The organism is Tardiphaga sp. (assembly GCF_041424195.1).
In the GTDB taxonomy this organism is placed as follows: domain Bacteria; phylum Pseudomonadota; class Alphaproteobacteria; order Rhizobiales; family Xanthobacteraceae; genus Tardiphaga.
Map to the genome: position 1 here is coordinate 1 of NZ_JBGMOE010000051.1, position 14,648 is coordinate 14,648.

The following is a 14,648-nucleotide window of genomic DNA, read 5'->3' on the forward strand; positions in this document are numbered from 1 at the left end:
CGGATGGCTGGAGCCAGTTCCCGTGGTACTGGAAGATCATCGACTATTTCTGGCATATGACGCTGCCGCTGATCTCGATGGTGCTCGGCGCCTTCGCCACCATGACGCTGCTGACCAAGAACTCGTTCCTCGACGAAATCCGCAAGCAATATGTGATGACGGCGCGCGCCAAGGGCTGCAACGAGCGGCAGGTGCTCTACAATCACATTTTCCGCAATGCCATGCTGATCGTCATCGCAGGATTCCCGGGCGCGTTCATTCATGCCTTTTTCTCAGGTTCGCTGCTGATCGAGACCATCTTTTCGCTCGACGGCCTCGGCCTCCTCGGCTTCGAAAGCGTGCTCAACCGCGATTACCCCGTAGTGTTCGGCACGCTGTTCATCTTTTCGCTGGTCGGTCTCGTCGTGAATCTCCTGTCCGATCTGGCCTATATGTGGATAGATCCGCGGATCGACTTTGAGGCGCGAGAAGTCTGATGACCATCACCGCGCCCCTTCCTGTGGAAAGCACCACGCAGTCGCCGCTCGGCGAGGCCGTGCCGCCGTCGCGGCATCCGCTCGGCATCTCGCCGCTCAACCAGCGCCGCTGGCAGAACTTCAAGTCCAATCGCCGTGGCTACTGGTCGTTCTGGATTTTCATGTTTCTGTTCTTCATCTCGCTGTTTGCCGAGGTGATCGCCAATGATCGGCCGTTTTTCATCAAGTTCGACGGCAAGATGTATTTTCCGGCTTTCGTCACCTATTCGGAGACGACCTTTGGCGGTGATTTCGAGACGGCGGCGGATTATCGCGATCCCTTCCTGCAGAAGCTGATCGCCGCGAAGAACGGCACCATTCTCTGGCCGCTGATCCGCTATTCCTACGACACGCACAACCTCGATCTGCCGACGCCGGCGCCGTCAAAGCCGACATGGATGCTCACCGAGGAACAGTGCAAGCCGGTGGTCGAAAAGAAGGGCCTCAAGAGCTGCCGCGACCTCGAATATAACTGGCTCGGCACTGACGATCAGGGCCGCGATGTCGTGGCGCGGCTGATCTATGGCTTCCGCATCTCGGTACTGTTCGGTCTTGCGCTCACGATTGTCTCGTCGATCATCGGCATCGCGGCAGGCGGCGTGCAGGGCTATTTCGGTGGCTGGGTCGATTTGGCCTTCCAGCGCTTCATTGAGATCTGGAGTGCGATCCCGTCACTCTATCTGCTGCTGATCCTGTCGTCGGTGCTGGTGCCGGGCTTCTTCGTGCTGCTCGGCATCCTGCTGCTGTTCTCATGGGTGTCGCTGGTCGGTCTCGTGCGCGCAGAATTCCTGCGTGGCCGCAACTTCGAATATATCATGGCGGCGCGAGCTCTCGGTGTGTCCAACGCCAAGATCATGATCCGGCATTTGCTGCCGAACGCTATGGTCGCCACCATGACCTTCCTGCCCTTTATCGTCTCGTCCTCGGTGATGACGCTGACCGCGCTGGATTTCCTCGGCTTCGGCCTGCCGCCAGGCTCGCCGTCGCTCGGCGAGCTGCTGTCGCAGGGCAAGGCCAATGTGCAGGCACCGTGGCTCGGTTTCACCGGTTTCTTCGCGGTGGCGATCATGCTGTCGCTGTTGATCTTCATCGGCGAAGGCGTCCGCGATGCCTTCGATCCGCGCAAGACGTTCAGATAGGGCCGCAGCATGGATGCCATCAACCAGCCGCTGCTCGATGTCCGCGATCTCTCGGTCGCGTTCCACCATGGCGGCAATACATCGGTTGCGGTCGACAGGGTGTCGTTCGAGATCAAGCGCGGTGAGTGCGTCGCGCTGGTGGGCGAATCCGGCTCGGGCAAATCCGTCAGCGCCATGTCGATCCTGCGGCTGCTGCCATATCCAACAGCGTCGCATCCGTCCGGCCATATCCGCTTCAAGGGCCATGAACTCCTGGGTATGTCGGAGCGCGAGATCCGCGGCATCCGCGGCAACGACATCTCCATCATCTTCCAGGAGCCGATGACCTCGCTGAATCCGCTGCACACGATCGGTGCGCAGATCGGCGAGATTCTGCAGCTCCATAACGGCATGCGCGGCAGCAAGGCGCGTGAACGCACGCTGGAACTGCTGACGCAGGTCGGCATTCCCGATCCGGAGACGCGTCTCGCCAGCTATCCGCATCAGCTCTCGGGCGGTCAGCGCCAGCGTGTGATGATCGCGATGGCGCTCGCCAATGAACCTGATCTCCTGATCGCCGATGAGCCGACCACCGCGCTGGATGTCACGGTGCAGGCGCAGATCCTTGCACTGCTGGCCGATATCCGGCAGCGGCTGGGGATGAGCCTGCTGTTCATCACACATGATCTCGGCATCGTTCGCCGTATCGCCGACACCGTCTGTGTCATGAACAACGGCAAGATCGTCGAGCAGGGGCCGGTGGAGCAGGTGTTCACGTCGCCACAACATCCCTATACGCGCGATCTGCTTGCCGCCGAACCGAAGCCCGATCCGGCGCCGCCGCGCCCGGAGGCGCCGGTGGTGATGTCCACGGACGATCTCAAGGTCTGGTTTCCGATCAAGCGCGGATTGTTGCGCAAGACGGTCGGTCACGTGAAGGCCGTGGACGGCGTCAGCCTGAAGGTGCGCCAGGGCGAAACGCTGGGGGTGGTCGGCGAGTCCGGCTCGGGCAAGACCACGTTGGGGCTCGCATTGCTGCGGCTGATCTCCTCGCAGGGACCGATTGTGTTCCTGAGCAGGGATATCCAGGGCCTGCAGTTCAAGGACATGCGGCCGATCCGGCGTGACATGCAGATCGTGTTTCAGGATCCGTTCGGCGCGCTGTCGCCGCGTATGTCGGTCGGCGATATCGTGGCCGAAGGTCTGAGCGTGCATCAGCCCTCTCTCTCTGCGGAGGATCGCGAGGCGCGTGTCGTCAAGGCGCTGGAAGACGTCGGCCTCGATTCCAAGACGCGGTTCCGCTATCCGCATGAATTCTCCGGCGGCCAGCGCCAGCGCATCAGCATCGCGCGCGCTGCCGTGCTGGAGCCGAGTTTCGTCGTTCTGGATGAGCCGACGAGTGCGCTCGACATGCTGTTCCAGGCCCAGATGGTGGATCTCCTGCGCGAGCTGCAGCGCAAGCGCGATCTCACTTATCTGTTTATCTCGCACGACCTGCGTGTGGTCGCGTCACTGGCGAGCCATCTCATCGTGATGCGGCACGGCAAGGTGGTTGAAGAAGGGCCGGCGGCAGACCTGTTCAAGAATCCAAAGAGCGATTACACCCGCGCGCTCTTTGCCGCGGCGTTCCGGATCGAGACAGCGCCGGGTGGGGCTGCTGCGCAGTAGGACATGATGACGAAAGACAACGATCACCGTTCCACGATTATGGACCGTGTTGCCGATGTCGCGATCTCGGCTCCGACAGTGGTCGGGCGTGGTTTCATGACCTACGAGCGATACGATATCGCGATCATTCGCGCGGACGATGAGACGTTGCGGCAGCAGCGCGACGTGTTGCGCGCGAGCAAGGTGGCAGCGGTGCTTCCCATCGATCTGGAACGCGGCAAGGTGGTGCTCATTCACCAGTTCCGTTTGCCGGCGCATCTGGCGACGGGGCGGGGTGAAATGGTCGAAATCGTCGCCGGGCGGATCGATGGGGACGAAACGCCGCTCGCAGCGGCTGCGCGCGAATGTGCAGAAGAGATCGGCGTAACGCCACAGCGTGTGTTTGAACTCTATAGCGTGCTGCCGACGCCCGGTTTCACCGATGAATATGTCACGTTCTTTCTCGGCTTCGTGGACAGCAGCAGGGTGCCGGATCGCGGCGGTCTTGTGGGCGAGACGGAGGATACCCGTCCCTTCGTCGTTTCCATAGATGAGGCGATCGCAGCGTTGGATGGCCGTGCGGTTTACAACGGTCTGATGGTCAGCGCCCTGCAATGGCTGGCGCTGCACCGGGACCGCCTGCAGGATTACTACGCGCGCGCGGTGCCTAGTCCAGTCGTCTGATGTTGGTCACGTCGCTGCCAGTCGCCTTGATCCGCGCAATCGCGCCTTTCGTGTTCTCGATGGCTGTTGCCATGTGATGCGCATTGGCATGCACGATCGTGTCGGCATCGCGGACGATAGCGACGTGGCCTTTCCAGAAGATCAGGTCGCCGCGCTTCAGATGCTGCATTTCGGTATCTGACAAGGCACGGCCGAGGCCGCTCTCCTGCATGTCGCTGTCGCGCGGGCACCCGGTTCCCGCTGCGGTCAGTGCGATCTGCACCAGCCCGGAGCAATCGATACCGAGGCTGCTCTTGCCGCCCCACAGATAGGGTGTACCGACGAAACGTTCGGCCACGGCAACGAAGTCGGTCTCGAATGCATCGATCTCCGCGACATGCTGCCTCGGCACGCAATGTCCGGCATTGGTCATCGCAAACGCATCGGTCATCTTGAGGATGGCCAGGCGCGCGCCGAGCGGCAGCGTATCCGTCGGCGGCAGCTTGATGGAGGGACCGGGAAAAAGGAACGTCCGGAGCGCGGTCACCTTGTGTGTCGGTGTCGGGCCGGGTGGATAGAGTGCGAGATCCGAGAGCCAGCCGACATAGCCGTCGCCATTGAGTTGACCCCAGGCCCAGCCTTCTTCGTTGCGGTCGTAGACGGTGAAGCGCTCGCCCTTCAAGGCCTGCGTATTCATTTCGGCGCCGGAGAATGGCTGGAGCCGCATGGAGGTGACGCCATCGGCAACCTCGAATTCCTCGCCGTCGACGAAACGCGCGGCTTCGACCTTGCCCTCAAGATATCGCGCGGCCACGTCCGGGCGCGCAGGCGTGAGCCGGGGGTCGTGTTTATCCATAGCGTTGGCTCAAGAGCTGATAGATCGCGCGGGCAGCCTGACACTCGCCGCCTTCGGGGCGCGCTGGCCTTGCCGATGGTGTCCAGCCATAGATATCAACATGCAGCCAGCTCGTCGCGGCTTCGACGAAACGCTGCAGAAACAGCGCGCAGGTGATCGAGCCGGCAAAGCCGCCGGAGGGCGCGTTGTTGATATTGGCCACCTTGGAGTCGAGCCAGGCATCGTAGGGAGCCCAGAGGGGCAGCCGCCAGAGTGGATCGTTCTGCTCCTTCGCACAGCGCGCGACATCGAGCGCCAGCGTCTCGTCATTGGTGTAGTAGGGCGGCAGATCGGGGCCGAGCGCCACGCGTGCGGCGCCGGTCAGCGTGCCCAGATCGACCAGCAGCTCCGGCTTCTCCTCGTCGGCATAGGCGAGCGCATCGGCCAGCACCAGGCGGCCCTCGGCGTCGGTGTTGCCGATCTCGACGGTTGGGCCCTTGCGCGACTTGAAAATATCGAGCGGGCGGAAGGCATTGCCGGCAACGGCGTTCTCCACCGCAGGGATCAGTACGCGCAACCGCACCTTGAGCTTCGCGTCCATCACCATCAGTGCCAGCGCCAGGACATTGGCGGCGCCACCCATGTCCTTCTTCATGATCAGCATGCCACTCGATGGCTTGAGGTCGAGGCCACCGGTGTCGAAGCAGACGCCTTTCCCGACCAGCGTCACCTTTGGATGCGACGGATCACCCCACGAGAAATCGATCAGCCGTGGCGCACGCGTCGAGGCCATGCCCACGGCGTGGATCAGCGGAAAATTCTGCTGCACGAGATCGTCGCCGACGATGCAGTTGAACTCCGCACCAAAACGCGCGGCGAGATCCCTGGCAGTCTGGGCGAGTTCTTCCGGTCCCATATCGTTCGACGGCGTATTGATGAGATCGCGCGCCAGTGCCGCGGCCTCAGCCATGCGGCTGATATCGGCGACATCGATGCCTTCCGGCGGCACCAGCTTCACCTTGGGCGCGTCATTCTTGCGATAACGGTCAAAACGATAGCTGCCGAGGGCGAAAGCCAGCACGGCGAGGCGGGTGTCGTGGGGGGCGTTGGCGAAACGGTAGGTGCCCGGTGGAAGCAGGCCGGGCAACTGCCCCGGGCGGAACAGGTCGCGTGATGTCGCGCTCTCGTCTTCCAGCCCGAAGATGACCTGGGCGATCTGGCCATCCGTTGCCGGCAACGCCAGCCAGGCGCCGGGCTTCGCCGCAAAGCCGTTGGCCGCGGCGAAAGCCTTCGCGGTCGCGGGGAGTGCCGCACTGACTTCGGGCCAGGTTGTCTTGGTCGCGAAGGTGATAGGAATGGCCGGGGCGGTGGCAGGGGTCGTGTCGAAGGCGGAATGCATATGCAGAATCTCGCGAAAGGGAGCGGCAATGACACCTGAAGCGCAAAGGGCGTCAAGCGACGGTATGTGAGGATATGGCGTGGCCTGCGCCGATTAACCAGCCATTAGGGTTAACACTCTATTGCTGAAGGCATCCGCCTCGTCCGCCCGCTCCATTGTTGAGTCAAATTGCCATGCGTCAGCCCCCTTGTCTTGCCCGGCTTCTGACGACCGCGGCAGTGACGGCAATCCTGGCGACAGGCCTTGCCGGCTGCAAGACCGCAGGCATGTCCGATATCACCGGTTCCCTTGGCGCCCGCGCGGAAGCGCCGGCCGATACAGATCCCGCCCGGGCCGTCGAAGTCTATGGCGAACGCTACCGTGCGAATCCGAAGGATGCCGACATAGCCTTGCGCTACGGCCAGGCGCTGCGCGCCAATGGCCAGCGCGCCCAGGCCGTGTCCGTGTTCGAACAAGCGACCCTGACAAATCCAAGCAATAGGCCGCTATTGGCCGGCTACGGCCGTGCGCTGGCCGACACCGGCAGCTTCCAGCGGGCCTTCGACGTTCTGACCACCGCACATAGCCCGGCCAATCCGGACTGGCGCATTCTTTCGGCTCAGGGCGCCGTCCTGGACCAGATGGGCAAGCATGACGAAGCGCGCCGCTATTACGGCAGCGCGCTGAAGATCCGGCCGGAGGAGCCCTCCGTGCTTTCCAATCTCGGCCTGTCCTACATGCTCTCGAAGGATCTGCCGCAGGCAGAGGCGACACTGCGCCGCGCGCAGGGCCACGGCAATGTCGATCCGCGCGTTCGCCAGAATCTGGGTCTTGTGGTTGGCCTGCAGGGCCGGTTCGGTGAAGCGGAGTCCATCGTCAAGGCCGACCTTCCGCCGGACGAAGCGGCAGCGAATGTCGCCTATCTCAAGCAGATGCTGAGCAGCAAGGACACGCCGCGCTTGGGCGCGCAGGACAATGACGCACCGCGCCGGTCGTAAGCGATCATCTCAACTTCGATCGAACGCCGTTGCGCGTGGTCTGTGACAGACAAAATCCAGAGATCGTGAGATCTCTGGATTTTTGTGTGATGCGATGACGGATCTCAAATCTCAACCGCGGCGCGGAGGCCGTCTCACTGCATCGCCGCGACCTTGATGCCCGTCGGGCCGAGAATGACGACGAACAGCACCGGCAGGAAGAACAGGATCATCGGCACCGTCAGCTTCGGCGGCAGCGCGGCGGCCTTCTTCTCGGCGTCGTTCATACGCATGTCGCGGTTTTCCTGCGCCATCACGCGAAGGCTCTGACCGAGCGGGGTGCCATAGCGTTCCGATTGCATCAGCGCCAGACAGACCGATTTGACACCCTCCAGTCCGGTGCGCTTTGCGAGGTTCTCATATGCAACCTTGCGATCCTGCAGATAAGACAGTTCGGCCGTGGTCAGCGTGAATTCCTCGGCCAGCGCCACCGACTGCGATCCGATTTCGATGGACACGCGGCGAAACGCGACCTCGATGGACATGCCGGATTCGATGCAGATCAGCAGCAGATCGAGCGCATCTGGAAATGCGCGGCGGATTGAAAGCTGGCGCTTGGAGATCGCGTTCTTGAGAAAGATCATCGGTGCCTGCAGGCCAAGATAGGCGGCGCCAAGGCACATGCCGATCTTGATGGGCATCGACTGTTCCATGCGCGAGATCACGAACACATAGAGGACCGCAAAAAAGAGGAAGGCGATCGGCGTGACGGCGCGGAAGAACAGGAAGGTGACATAAGGCGCCTGGCCGCGATAACCGGCCATGACCAGCTTGTCGAGGGCGGCTTCCTGCGCCAGCCATTTGCCGAGGTTGAAGTCGGTCACGACCTTGGAGACGAGTTGCTTCGGCGTCTGGCGCAGTGAGACCTTCTCGCCCTTGGCCATGCGATCCCGCTCGCGCTGCCGCAGCCGCTCCCGCTCGCTGGCTACTGCCTTCATCCGCTTGGCGAGACCGTCGCCGGCGAAGAGCGGCGTGAGCAGGCTGTAGGCCGTTGCTGCAACCGCGATCGCGGCAAGCAGCATCGTCATGAAACGGATGTCGTGGAGCTTTGCTATCAGAAGATCGACCATGCCAGCACCATCAGAAGTCGAAGTTGATCATGCGCTTCATGACGAAGATGCCGCAGGACATCCAGACGACGCAGGCGGCCAGCATCAGCCGGCCTGTCGGATGGGTCCACAGCAGCGAAATATATTCGGGCGTGCTGAGATAGACGAGCAACATCACGATCGGCGGCAGCGAGCCGATGATGCCGGCGGAGGCCTTGGCTTCCATCGACATCGCCTGGATTTTCTCGGCCATCTTCTTGCGGTCGCGCAACACCTTTGAGAGATTGCCGAGAGCTTCCGAGAGATTGCCGCCCGATTTCTGCTGAATTGCGATGACGATGCCGAAGAAGTTGGCTTCCGGCAGCGGCATGCGCTCATAGAGCCGCGCACAGGCATCGCCGAGCGGCATACCGATCGTCTGGGTTTCGATGATGGCAAGAAATTCGCTGCGGAGGGGTTCCGACGCGTCGGCGGCGACAACCTTGATCGAATCGAACAGCGGCAGGCCCGCCTTGATACCGCGAACGATGACGTCGACGGCATCCGGCAGTGCTTTGAGGAAGGCGGCTTCACGCCGCTTCTTGAGAAAGCTGAGGACCCAGCGCGGAAGCCCGAAGCCGGCGGCGAAACCGAGGCCTGCCGCCGCGAGCAGACCGCTGCCAAACAGCATTGTCATCAGGAAGCTTCCACCCCCCAGAATGCCGGAAATCACCATGAATTTCTGGTCGCTCCAGTCGAGACCGGCCTGCGCGATCCGGATTCCGAGCGGGATCTTCTTTTCCTTCTGAAGACGTGCTTCGACTTCCTTGAGCGATCCTTCGACCTGCTCGCGCCGGGAGCGCTGGGTCCTGTCGACCTGGCGCGCCACGGGCTCCGTCCGCGCCACCGATGCACGGCGGACCTCGGCCTTCTTCTCGCCGGACAGGAGAGGATAGAGGAATACCCAGGCCAGACCGCCGACAGCGATGCTGGCCATGAATGCCAATGCGAGCGCCTGCATGTTCATCACTCGCTCCTCAGTTCGGCGCTATGACTTCGGAAGCGTCGAGCGCCGCCGCGAGCCGCTTCTCCTCGCCGTAATAGCGGGCACGATCCCAGAACCGCGGGCGGCCAATGCCGGTCGAGCGGTGCCGTCCAATGATGTTGCCGTTGGCGTCTTCGCCCACCATGTCGTAGACGAACAGATCCTGCGTAATGATGGTGTCGCCTTCCATGCCCATCACCTCGGTGATGTGCGTGATGCGACGCGAACCGTCGCGAAGACGGGCCGCCTGAACGATGACGTCGATCGATGCGCAGATCATTTCGCGGATGGTGCGCGACGGCAGTGAGAAGCCGCCCATGGTGATCATGGATTCGCAGCGCGAAAGCGCTTCACGCGGATTATTGGCGTGCAGGGTGCCCATCGAGCCGTCATGGCCGGTATTCATCGCCTGCAGCAGGTCGAACGCCTCAGGTCCGCGGACTTCGCCGACGATGATCCGCTCCGGGCGCATACGCAGACAGTTGCGCACCAGTTCGCGCATCGTGATCTGGCCTTCGCCTTCGATATTCGGCGGCCGGGTTTCTAGGCGCACCACGTGCGGCTGTTGCAGCTGAAGTTCCGCGGCGTCCTCACAGGTGATGATACGCTCGTCGTCGTCGATATAGTTGGTGAGGCAGTTCAGCAGGGTGGTCTTGCCCGAGCCGGTACCGCCGGAGATCAGCACGTTGGCGCGGCAGCGGCCGATGATCTGGAGGATCTGGGCGCCGTCTGGCGAGATCGCGCCGAATTTGACCAACTGCTCGAGCGTCAGCTTGTCCTTCTTGAACTTACGAATCGTCAGCGCAGGACCATCGATGGCCAGCGGCGGCACGATGGCGTTGACGCGCGAGCCGTCGGCAAGACGGGCGTCGCAGATCGGTGAGGATTCGTCGACGCGGCGGCCGACCTGGCTGACGATGCGCTGGCAGATATTCAGCAGTTGCTGATTGTCGCGGAAACGGATGCCGGTCTTCTGGATCTTGCCGGCGACTTCGATGAACACCGTGCCGGCGCCATTGACCATGATGTCGGCGATGTCGTCGCGTGCCAGCAACGGCTCGAGCGGCCCGTAGCCGAGTACGTCGTTGCAGATATCGTCGAGCAGTTCTTCCTGCTCGGCGATGGACATCACGATGTTCTTGATCGCGATGATCTCGTTCACGATGTCGCGGATTTCCTCCCGCGCGGACTCGCCGTCGAGCTTGGCAAGCTGCGCGAGGTCGATAGCTTCGATCAGGGCGCCGAAAATCGTCGCCTTGACCTGATAGTAATTCTCGGAGCGGCGCTCAGCGACGACGGGGGCCGGTGCTGCGCGGGCAGGTGACAGCGGCGGCGATGACACGGCTGGCGGCGCAGACGCAGTCATCGCGCCGGGAGATGGCCCCGGCGCGCCGAGGGGCTTGACGGCCCGGACATCGGTATCTGTTCCGCTACGCTTACCAAACACGATAATACTCCATGCGGTGAATTACTTCGACCGCAACTTCTCCAGGAACGGACCCAGGAAGGATCCTCGTGGCTTCTTGGTCTCGCCGCGGCCGGTCAGCCGCTGCGCAATTTGCAGAAAGAGTTCCGTGGTGCGATGGTTGGCAGCAATCTCGGCAATCATCTGACCATTATTGGCGGCCGAGCCGAACATCTGCGGATCGAACGGGATCGTGACGATCGGCGGCGTCTCGATGGCCTTGGCGAATTCACTGGCGCTGATCTCGGGCCGCTTCGGAACGCCGACCTGATTGAGGCAGTACAGCGGTGCACGATCATTGGGGCGCGAGGCCTTGATCAGATCGTACATGTTCTTGGTATTGCGCAGGTTGGCGAGATCCGGCGCCGCGACGATCAGGATGTCGTCCGCGCCGATCAGTGCCCGCTTGGTCCAGCCCGACCATTGATGCGGAACGTCGAGCACGATGCAGGGCATCGTCGAGCGTAATGTGTCAAAGATCGAATCGAAGGCTTCGCTGCCAAAGTCGTAGACGCGGTCCAGCGTGGCGGGGGCAGCCAGCAGACTGAGATGATCGGTGCATTTCGACAGCAGTCGGTCTATGAAGGCGGTATCGACACGGTCCGGCGAAAATACTGCGTCGGCGATGCCCTGCGGTGGGTCCTGGTTGTAGTCCAGCCCGGCAGTTCCAAAGGCGAGATCGAGATCGGCGACAACGGAGTCCAGCGCCAGATCGCGCGCGATCGCCCAGGCAACGTTGTGGGCGATGGTGGACGCGCCGACGCCGCCCTTGGCGCCGACCACGGCAATGATGCGGCCGACCGCCTTGGCTTCGGGCGCCGAGAACAGTCCGCAGATCGAACGAACGACGTCGATGGTCGCAACAGGCGCGATCACGTAGTCGCTGACGCCGCGACGAACGAGCTCGCGGTACAGCGTGACATCGTTGACCTTGCCGATCACCACGACGCGGGTGCCGGCGTCGCAAACCGTCGCCAGCTGATCAAGACCAGCGAGAATGTCGCCACGCGGTTCGGTCTCGAGAACAATGACATTCGGCGTCGGTGCCGACCGATAGGCTTCGATGGCCGCCGCCATGCCGCCCATCTGAATTTTGATGTGGGCCTTGCCCAGACGCCTGTCTTCCGCGGCGGCCTGCACGGCGGCAGCGGTTTCGACGGTCTCGCAGAACGCCTGCACCGACACGCGTGGTGCCGGCGCAATATGCTCCTCTGCCGCGGGCGTTGCGGCGGCGGATTCTTCGTCTGCGGTTTTCTGCGCGTAGCTAATCATTGGCCCACATTGCTGATTTTGGTCTTGTCTTCGGGATAGGTCGTCGCAGTGCTCTCACCCTTGCGATACTTGTCCAGCACGACGGTACGTCGGCCGGCATAGACAGGGGTTTCGGCGCGCGGCTGAACCAGGTCCGAAGGATTGGCGACCATGGCGGCGAGATTGCGTTGCTGGGCGCAGCCGAGATTGTAATACGGCTTGTTCGCGAGATAGCCCTTGTTCTTAATCGACGATGCAAGGTCGTCGGGCCAGGTGCCGCACGGACCGGCCGAAGCCGCGATCAGCGGGTAGCTGACGCGGATGGTCGGCAGCATACGCGGATCGCTCGGCTGATAGTTGCGCATCAGGACGCCGTTCTGCGGCACGCCGATCGCCATCAGGAGTGAATGAACCTCGCGATAAGACTCTTTGGCGGCGCGTGCATTCGGTGTGTTGACCGGCACCTCCGCGGTGATGACGCCGGTGCCTTCGCGCAACCAGTCCTGACCGAGCGATATGACATCCGCGCGCTGTGTCGCCGACAGGCCGCCACGCTGGCTGCCGACGAAGACCTCGGTGGTCTTGGCCCGCTCTTCGACAACGATGGGATGCCGCAGCCGGTAATCGTCCGGTATGCTTGACGTGGTGTCCTGCGCAACGGTCTTGCACCCACCGAGCGCAAGCGCCAGGAACAGCAGCGCGCCGGTGGCAGTCCGCTTGCGCGAAGAATGTATCGCTGTGTAATTGATCATGGTCATCTGATACTTGCCCCGTCTCAATCCGTGATGAAGCCGAAAGCGCCGTGATAACTGCGCGTCGGTTGGGTCGGCTCGGTGCGGTGCGGTGCGCCATAGATGCGGTTGACGTTGCCGAGCAGATCGGCCTGCGGATCGGATGCATCCACGAAGCCGTCATCCGGACGAGAGAGATCCTTCTGTGCGACGGCGCGGACCACATAAGGCGTGACCAGGACCATCAGCTCGGTGTTGTTGTTGACGTAATCCCGGCTGCGGAACAGCGTGCCCAGCACGGGCAATTGCGACATGCCCGGCAGGCCGCTGATGGCCGCTTTGGTCTGCTGCTTGATAAGGCCGGCCATCACCATCGAACCGCCGGACGGGATCTCGAGCGTGGTGTCCGCACGGTTGACCTTGATCGCCGGGATCGACGTTCCGCTGATCGTGACGGAATTTTCCTGCGACAGTTCGGAGACTTCGGTGCCGACACGCAGGCTGATACGACCTTCGCTCAGAACCACTGGCGTGAAGCCCAGCGAGATACCGAACTTCTTGAAGGTGATCTGTGTCGTACAGATCCGCGTCGTGGGATCGCAGGTATTGCCGCCGGGGACCGGGAATTCACCGCCTGCAAGGAAATTGGCGGTCTCGCCGGAGATGGCGGTCAGCGTGGGCTCGGCGAGTGTCCGGATGACGCCGGCGTTTTCCATCGCCTTCAGCGTTGCCGTGACGGATGGCGTCGATCCGAAGGATCCCTTGAGGAGATTATCGCCGACCAGGCTGCTGCCGCGCGCCGTGAACGGATTGCTGTTGTTGAAGGTGACGACGGACGTGCCATAGCTCATCGATGCCGACAGATCGACGCCGAGCTGCTTGACGATGTTCCGCTGGACTTCCGCAACGGTGACCTTGAGCATGACCTGATCACGTCCGCGCACCGAGATGCTGTTCACGACCTTGTCCATGCCGCCGGCAAGGCGCGCCGCGAGGTCCGCGGCCTGCTGCGCTTCGAGCTGGCTCGATGCCGTACCCGACAGCATCACGCTATCACCGAGACCTTCGATCCGAATATCGGCATTGGGCATGGTCTGCTTGAGCGCGGCCCGAATACCGTTCAGATCGCGCGTGACGGCGATATCATAGGCGGCGATCTGCTGGCCGCTGACGTCGAAGAATACGATGTTGGTCTGGCCGACGGTCGCACCGATGATGTAGGCGCGCTGCGCCGAACGGACGACGGCGTTGGCGATCTTGGGATCGGCGACCAGCACATCCTTGATGTCGCGCGGCAGGTCGATGACGATCGACTTGCCGATGCCGAGCGGCAGGAATTTCGCGTTCAAGGGGCCGGCGCTGCCGGCTTGCATGGACGTGGCGTCGGCCGCGAAGACTGCCGTCAATACGGGATTGATCGTGAGCGCCGTGATGGCGGTGAGCGACAGCGCGTGGGCTGCAAGGGCCCGCATCGATCCGCCTGTTGTGATGCGCTTCATCGCCTGCGTCCTCTTGATCACTTCGTCACGGTCGCGGTCGACGGGATGCCGTAACGCACGATGTTAATGCTGTCGTGCTTGCCGCCATTGGGATCTTCAACCGGCGCCGGCGCGTTGGCATCGACCAGGGCCCGCAACGCCAGCGAGATGGTGCCGCTCTGCCGCGCGCGGGCGAGCAACTCGGCCTGTTCAGGCTTCAATTCGAGCGTTGCGGTCTTGCCCACGACTGAATTCTGGCCGTCCTTTTCCTTGGGGGCCTGATCGATGGCGAGAACGCGGATATTGTTCAGGATGATCTCGGAGTTGATGACCTCCATGCCGCCGCGATCGCCGCCCCGCTCACGCTTCGACAGGAGCACGTCGACGCGGTCGTTCGGCAAAATGAAGCCGCCGGCGCCGGTTTCCGGCGAAATTTCGGTGGAGACGGCGCGCATGC

14 protein-coding genes are annotated in these 14,648 nt (G+C 62.5%); 5 read left to right on the forward strand and 9 right to left on the reverse strand.

Annotated elements, in window-relative coordinates; translation table 11 throughout:
• From ACEK02_RS08460 to ACEK02_RS08475, 4 genes are all read left to right on the forward strand, one after another.
• Nucleotides 1-476: ABC transporter permease subunit (locus tag ACEK02_RS08460; RefSeq protein WP_371421292.1), on the forward strand; the 476-nt coding region annotated here is incomplete at its 5' end.
• Nucleotides 476-1,654, forward strand: a complete 1,179-nt coding sequence (locus ACEK02_RS08465; RefSeq protein ID WP_371421293.1) for an ABC transporter permease — start codon at nucleotides 476-478, stop codon at nucleotides 1,652-1,654. The genes ACEK02_RS08460 and ACEK02_RS08465, both read left to right, overlap by 1 nt.
• 9 nt (nucleotides 1,655-1,663) lie before the next feature.
• Entirely contained in the window at nucleotides 1,664-3,301 is a 1,638-nt protein-coding gene (locus ACEK02_RS08470) for an ABC transporter ATP-binding protein (RefSeq protein WP_371421294.1), read from the forward strand.
• A gap of 3 nt (nucleotides 3,302-3,304) precedes the next feature.
• Nucleotides 3,305-3,964 carry an NUDIX domain-containing protein gene (locus ACEK02_RS08475; RefSeq protein WP_371421295.1) on the forward strand — a complete coding sequence of 220 codons (660 nt, stop codon included), beginning with the start codon at nucleotides 3,305-3,307 and terminating at the stop codon, nucleotides 3,962-3,964.
• Here the strand turns inward: ACEK02_RS08475 and ACEK02_RS08480 are convergent.
• A complete protein-coding gene (locus tag ACEK02_RS08480; RefSeq protein WP_371421296.1) occupies nucleotides 3,948-4,799 on the reverse strand; it encodes an NlpC/P60 family protein in 852 nt (283 codons plus the stop codon). The two genes, ACEK02_RS08475 and ACEK02_RS08480, sit on opposite strands and share 17 nt — an antisense overlap.
• Nucleotides 4,792-6,177: a M17 family metallopeptidase gene (locus tag ACEK02_RS08485; RefSeq protein ID WP_371421297.1), complete on the reverse strand. Its 1,386-nt coding sequence runs from the start codon at nucleotides 6,175-6,177 to the stop codon at nucleotides 4,792-4,794. Before ACEK02_RS08485 ends, ACEK02_RS08480 begins: the two co-directional genes overlap by 8 nt.
• A gap of 173 nt (nucleotides 6,178-6,350) precedes the next feature.
• Between ACEK02_RS08485 and ACEK02_RS08490 the strand changes: the two genes are divergently transcribed.
• Nucleotides 6,351-7,154, forward strand: a complete 804-nt coding sequence (locus ACEK02_RS08490; protein ID WP_371421298.1) for a tetratricopeptide repeat protein — start codon at nucleotides 6,351-6,353, stop codon at nucleotides 7,152-7,154.
• A 134-nt stretch (nucleotides 7,155-7,288) separates the two neighbouring features.
• On the opposite strand, the gene ACEK02_RS08495 is transcribed toward ACEK02_RS08490, so the two are convergent.
• The 7 genes from ACEK02_RS08495 to cpaB all read right to left on the reverse strand — a co-directional run.
• Nucleotides 7,289-8,263, reverse strand: coding sequence for a type II secretion system F family protein (locus ACEK02_RS08495; protein ID WP_371421299.1), 975 nt, complete (start codon nucleotides 8,261-8,263; stop codon nucleotides 7,289-7,291).
• A 10-nt stretch (nucleotides 8,264-8,273) separates the two neighbouring features.
• Nucleotides 8,274-9,248 carry a type II secretion system F family protein gene (locus ACEK02_RS08500; protein WP_371421300.1) on the reverse strand — a complete coding sequence of 325 codons (975 nt, stop codon included), beginning with the start codon at nucleotides 9,246-9,248 and terminating at the stop codon, nucleotides 8,274-8,276.
• 10 nt (nucleotides 9,249-9,258) lie between these two features.
• On the reverse strand, nucleotides 9,259-10,713 hold the full coding sequence (locus tag ACEK02_RS08505; RefSeq protein WP_371421301.1) for a CpaF family protein: 1,455 nt from the start codon (nucleotides 10,711-10,713) through the stop codon (nucleotides 9,259-9,261).
• Nucleotides 10,714-10,734: 21 nt separating this feature from the next.
• Nucleotides 10,735-12,003, reverse strand: coding sequence for a CpaE family protein (locus tag ACEK02_RS08510; RefSeq protein ID WP_371421302.1), 1,269 nt, complete (start codon nucleotides 12,001-12,003; stop codon nucleotides 10,735-10,737).
• Nucleotides 12,000-12,740 (reverse strand): CpaD family pilus assembly protein, encoded by a 741-nt coding sequence (locus ACEK02_RS08515; protein WP_371421303.1) that lies wholly within the window; start codon nucleotides 12,738-12,740, stop codon nucleotides 12,000-12,002. Before ACEK02_RS08515 ends, ACEK02_RS08510 begins: the two co-directional genes overlap by 4 nt.
• A 17-nt stretch (nucleotides 12,741-12,757) precedes the next feature.
• Nucleotides 12,758-14,212, reverse strand: coding sequence for a type II and III secretion system protein family protein (locus ACEK02_RS08520; RefSeq protein ID WP_371421304.1), 1,455 nt, complete (start codon nucleotides 14,210-14,212; stop codon nucleotides 12,758-12,760).
• A 17-nt stretch (nucleotides 14,213-14,229) separates the two neighbouring features.
• Nucleotides 14,230-14,648 (reverse strand): Flp pilus assembly protein CpaB (gene cpaB / locus ACEK02_RS08525; RefSeq protein ID WP_371421305.1); only part of this gene is annotated, 419 nt, incomplete at its 5' end.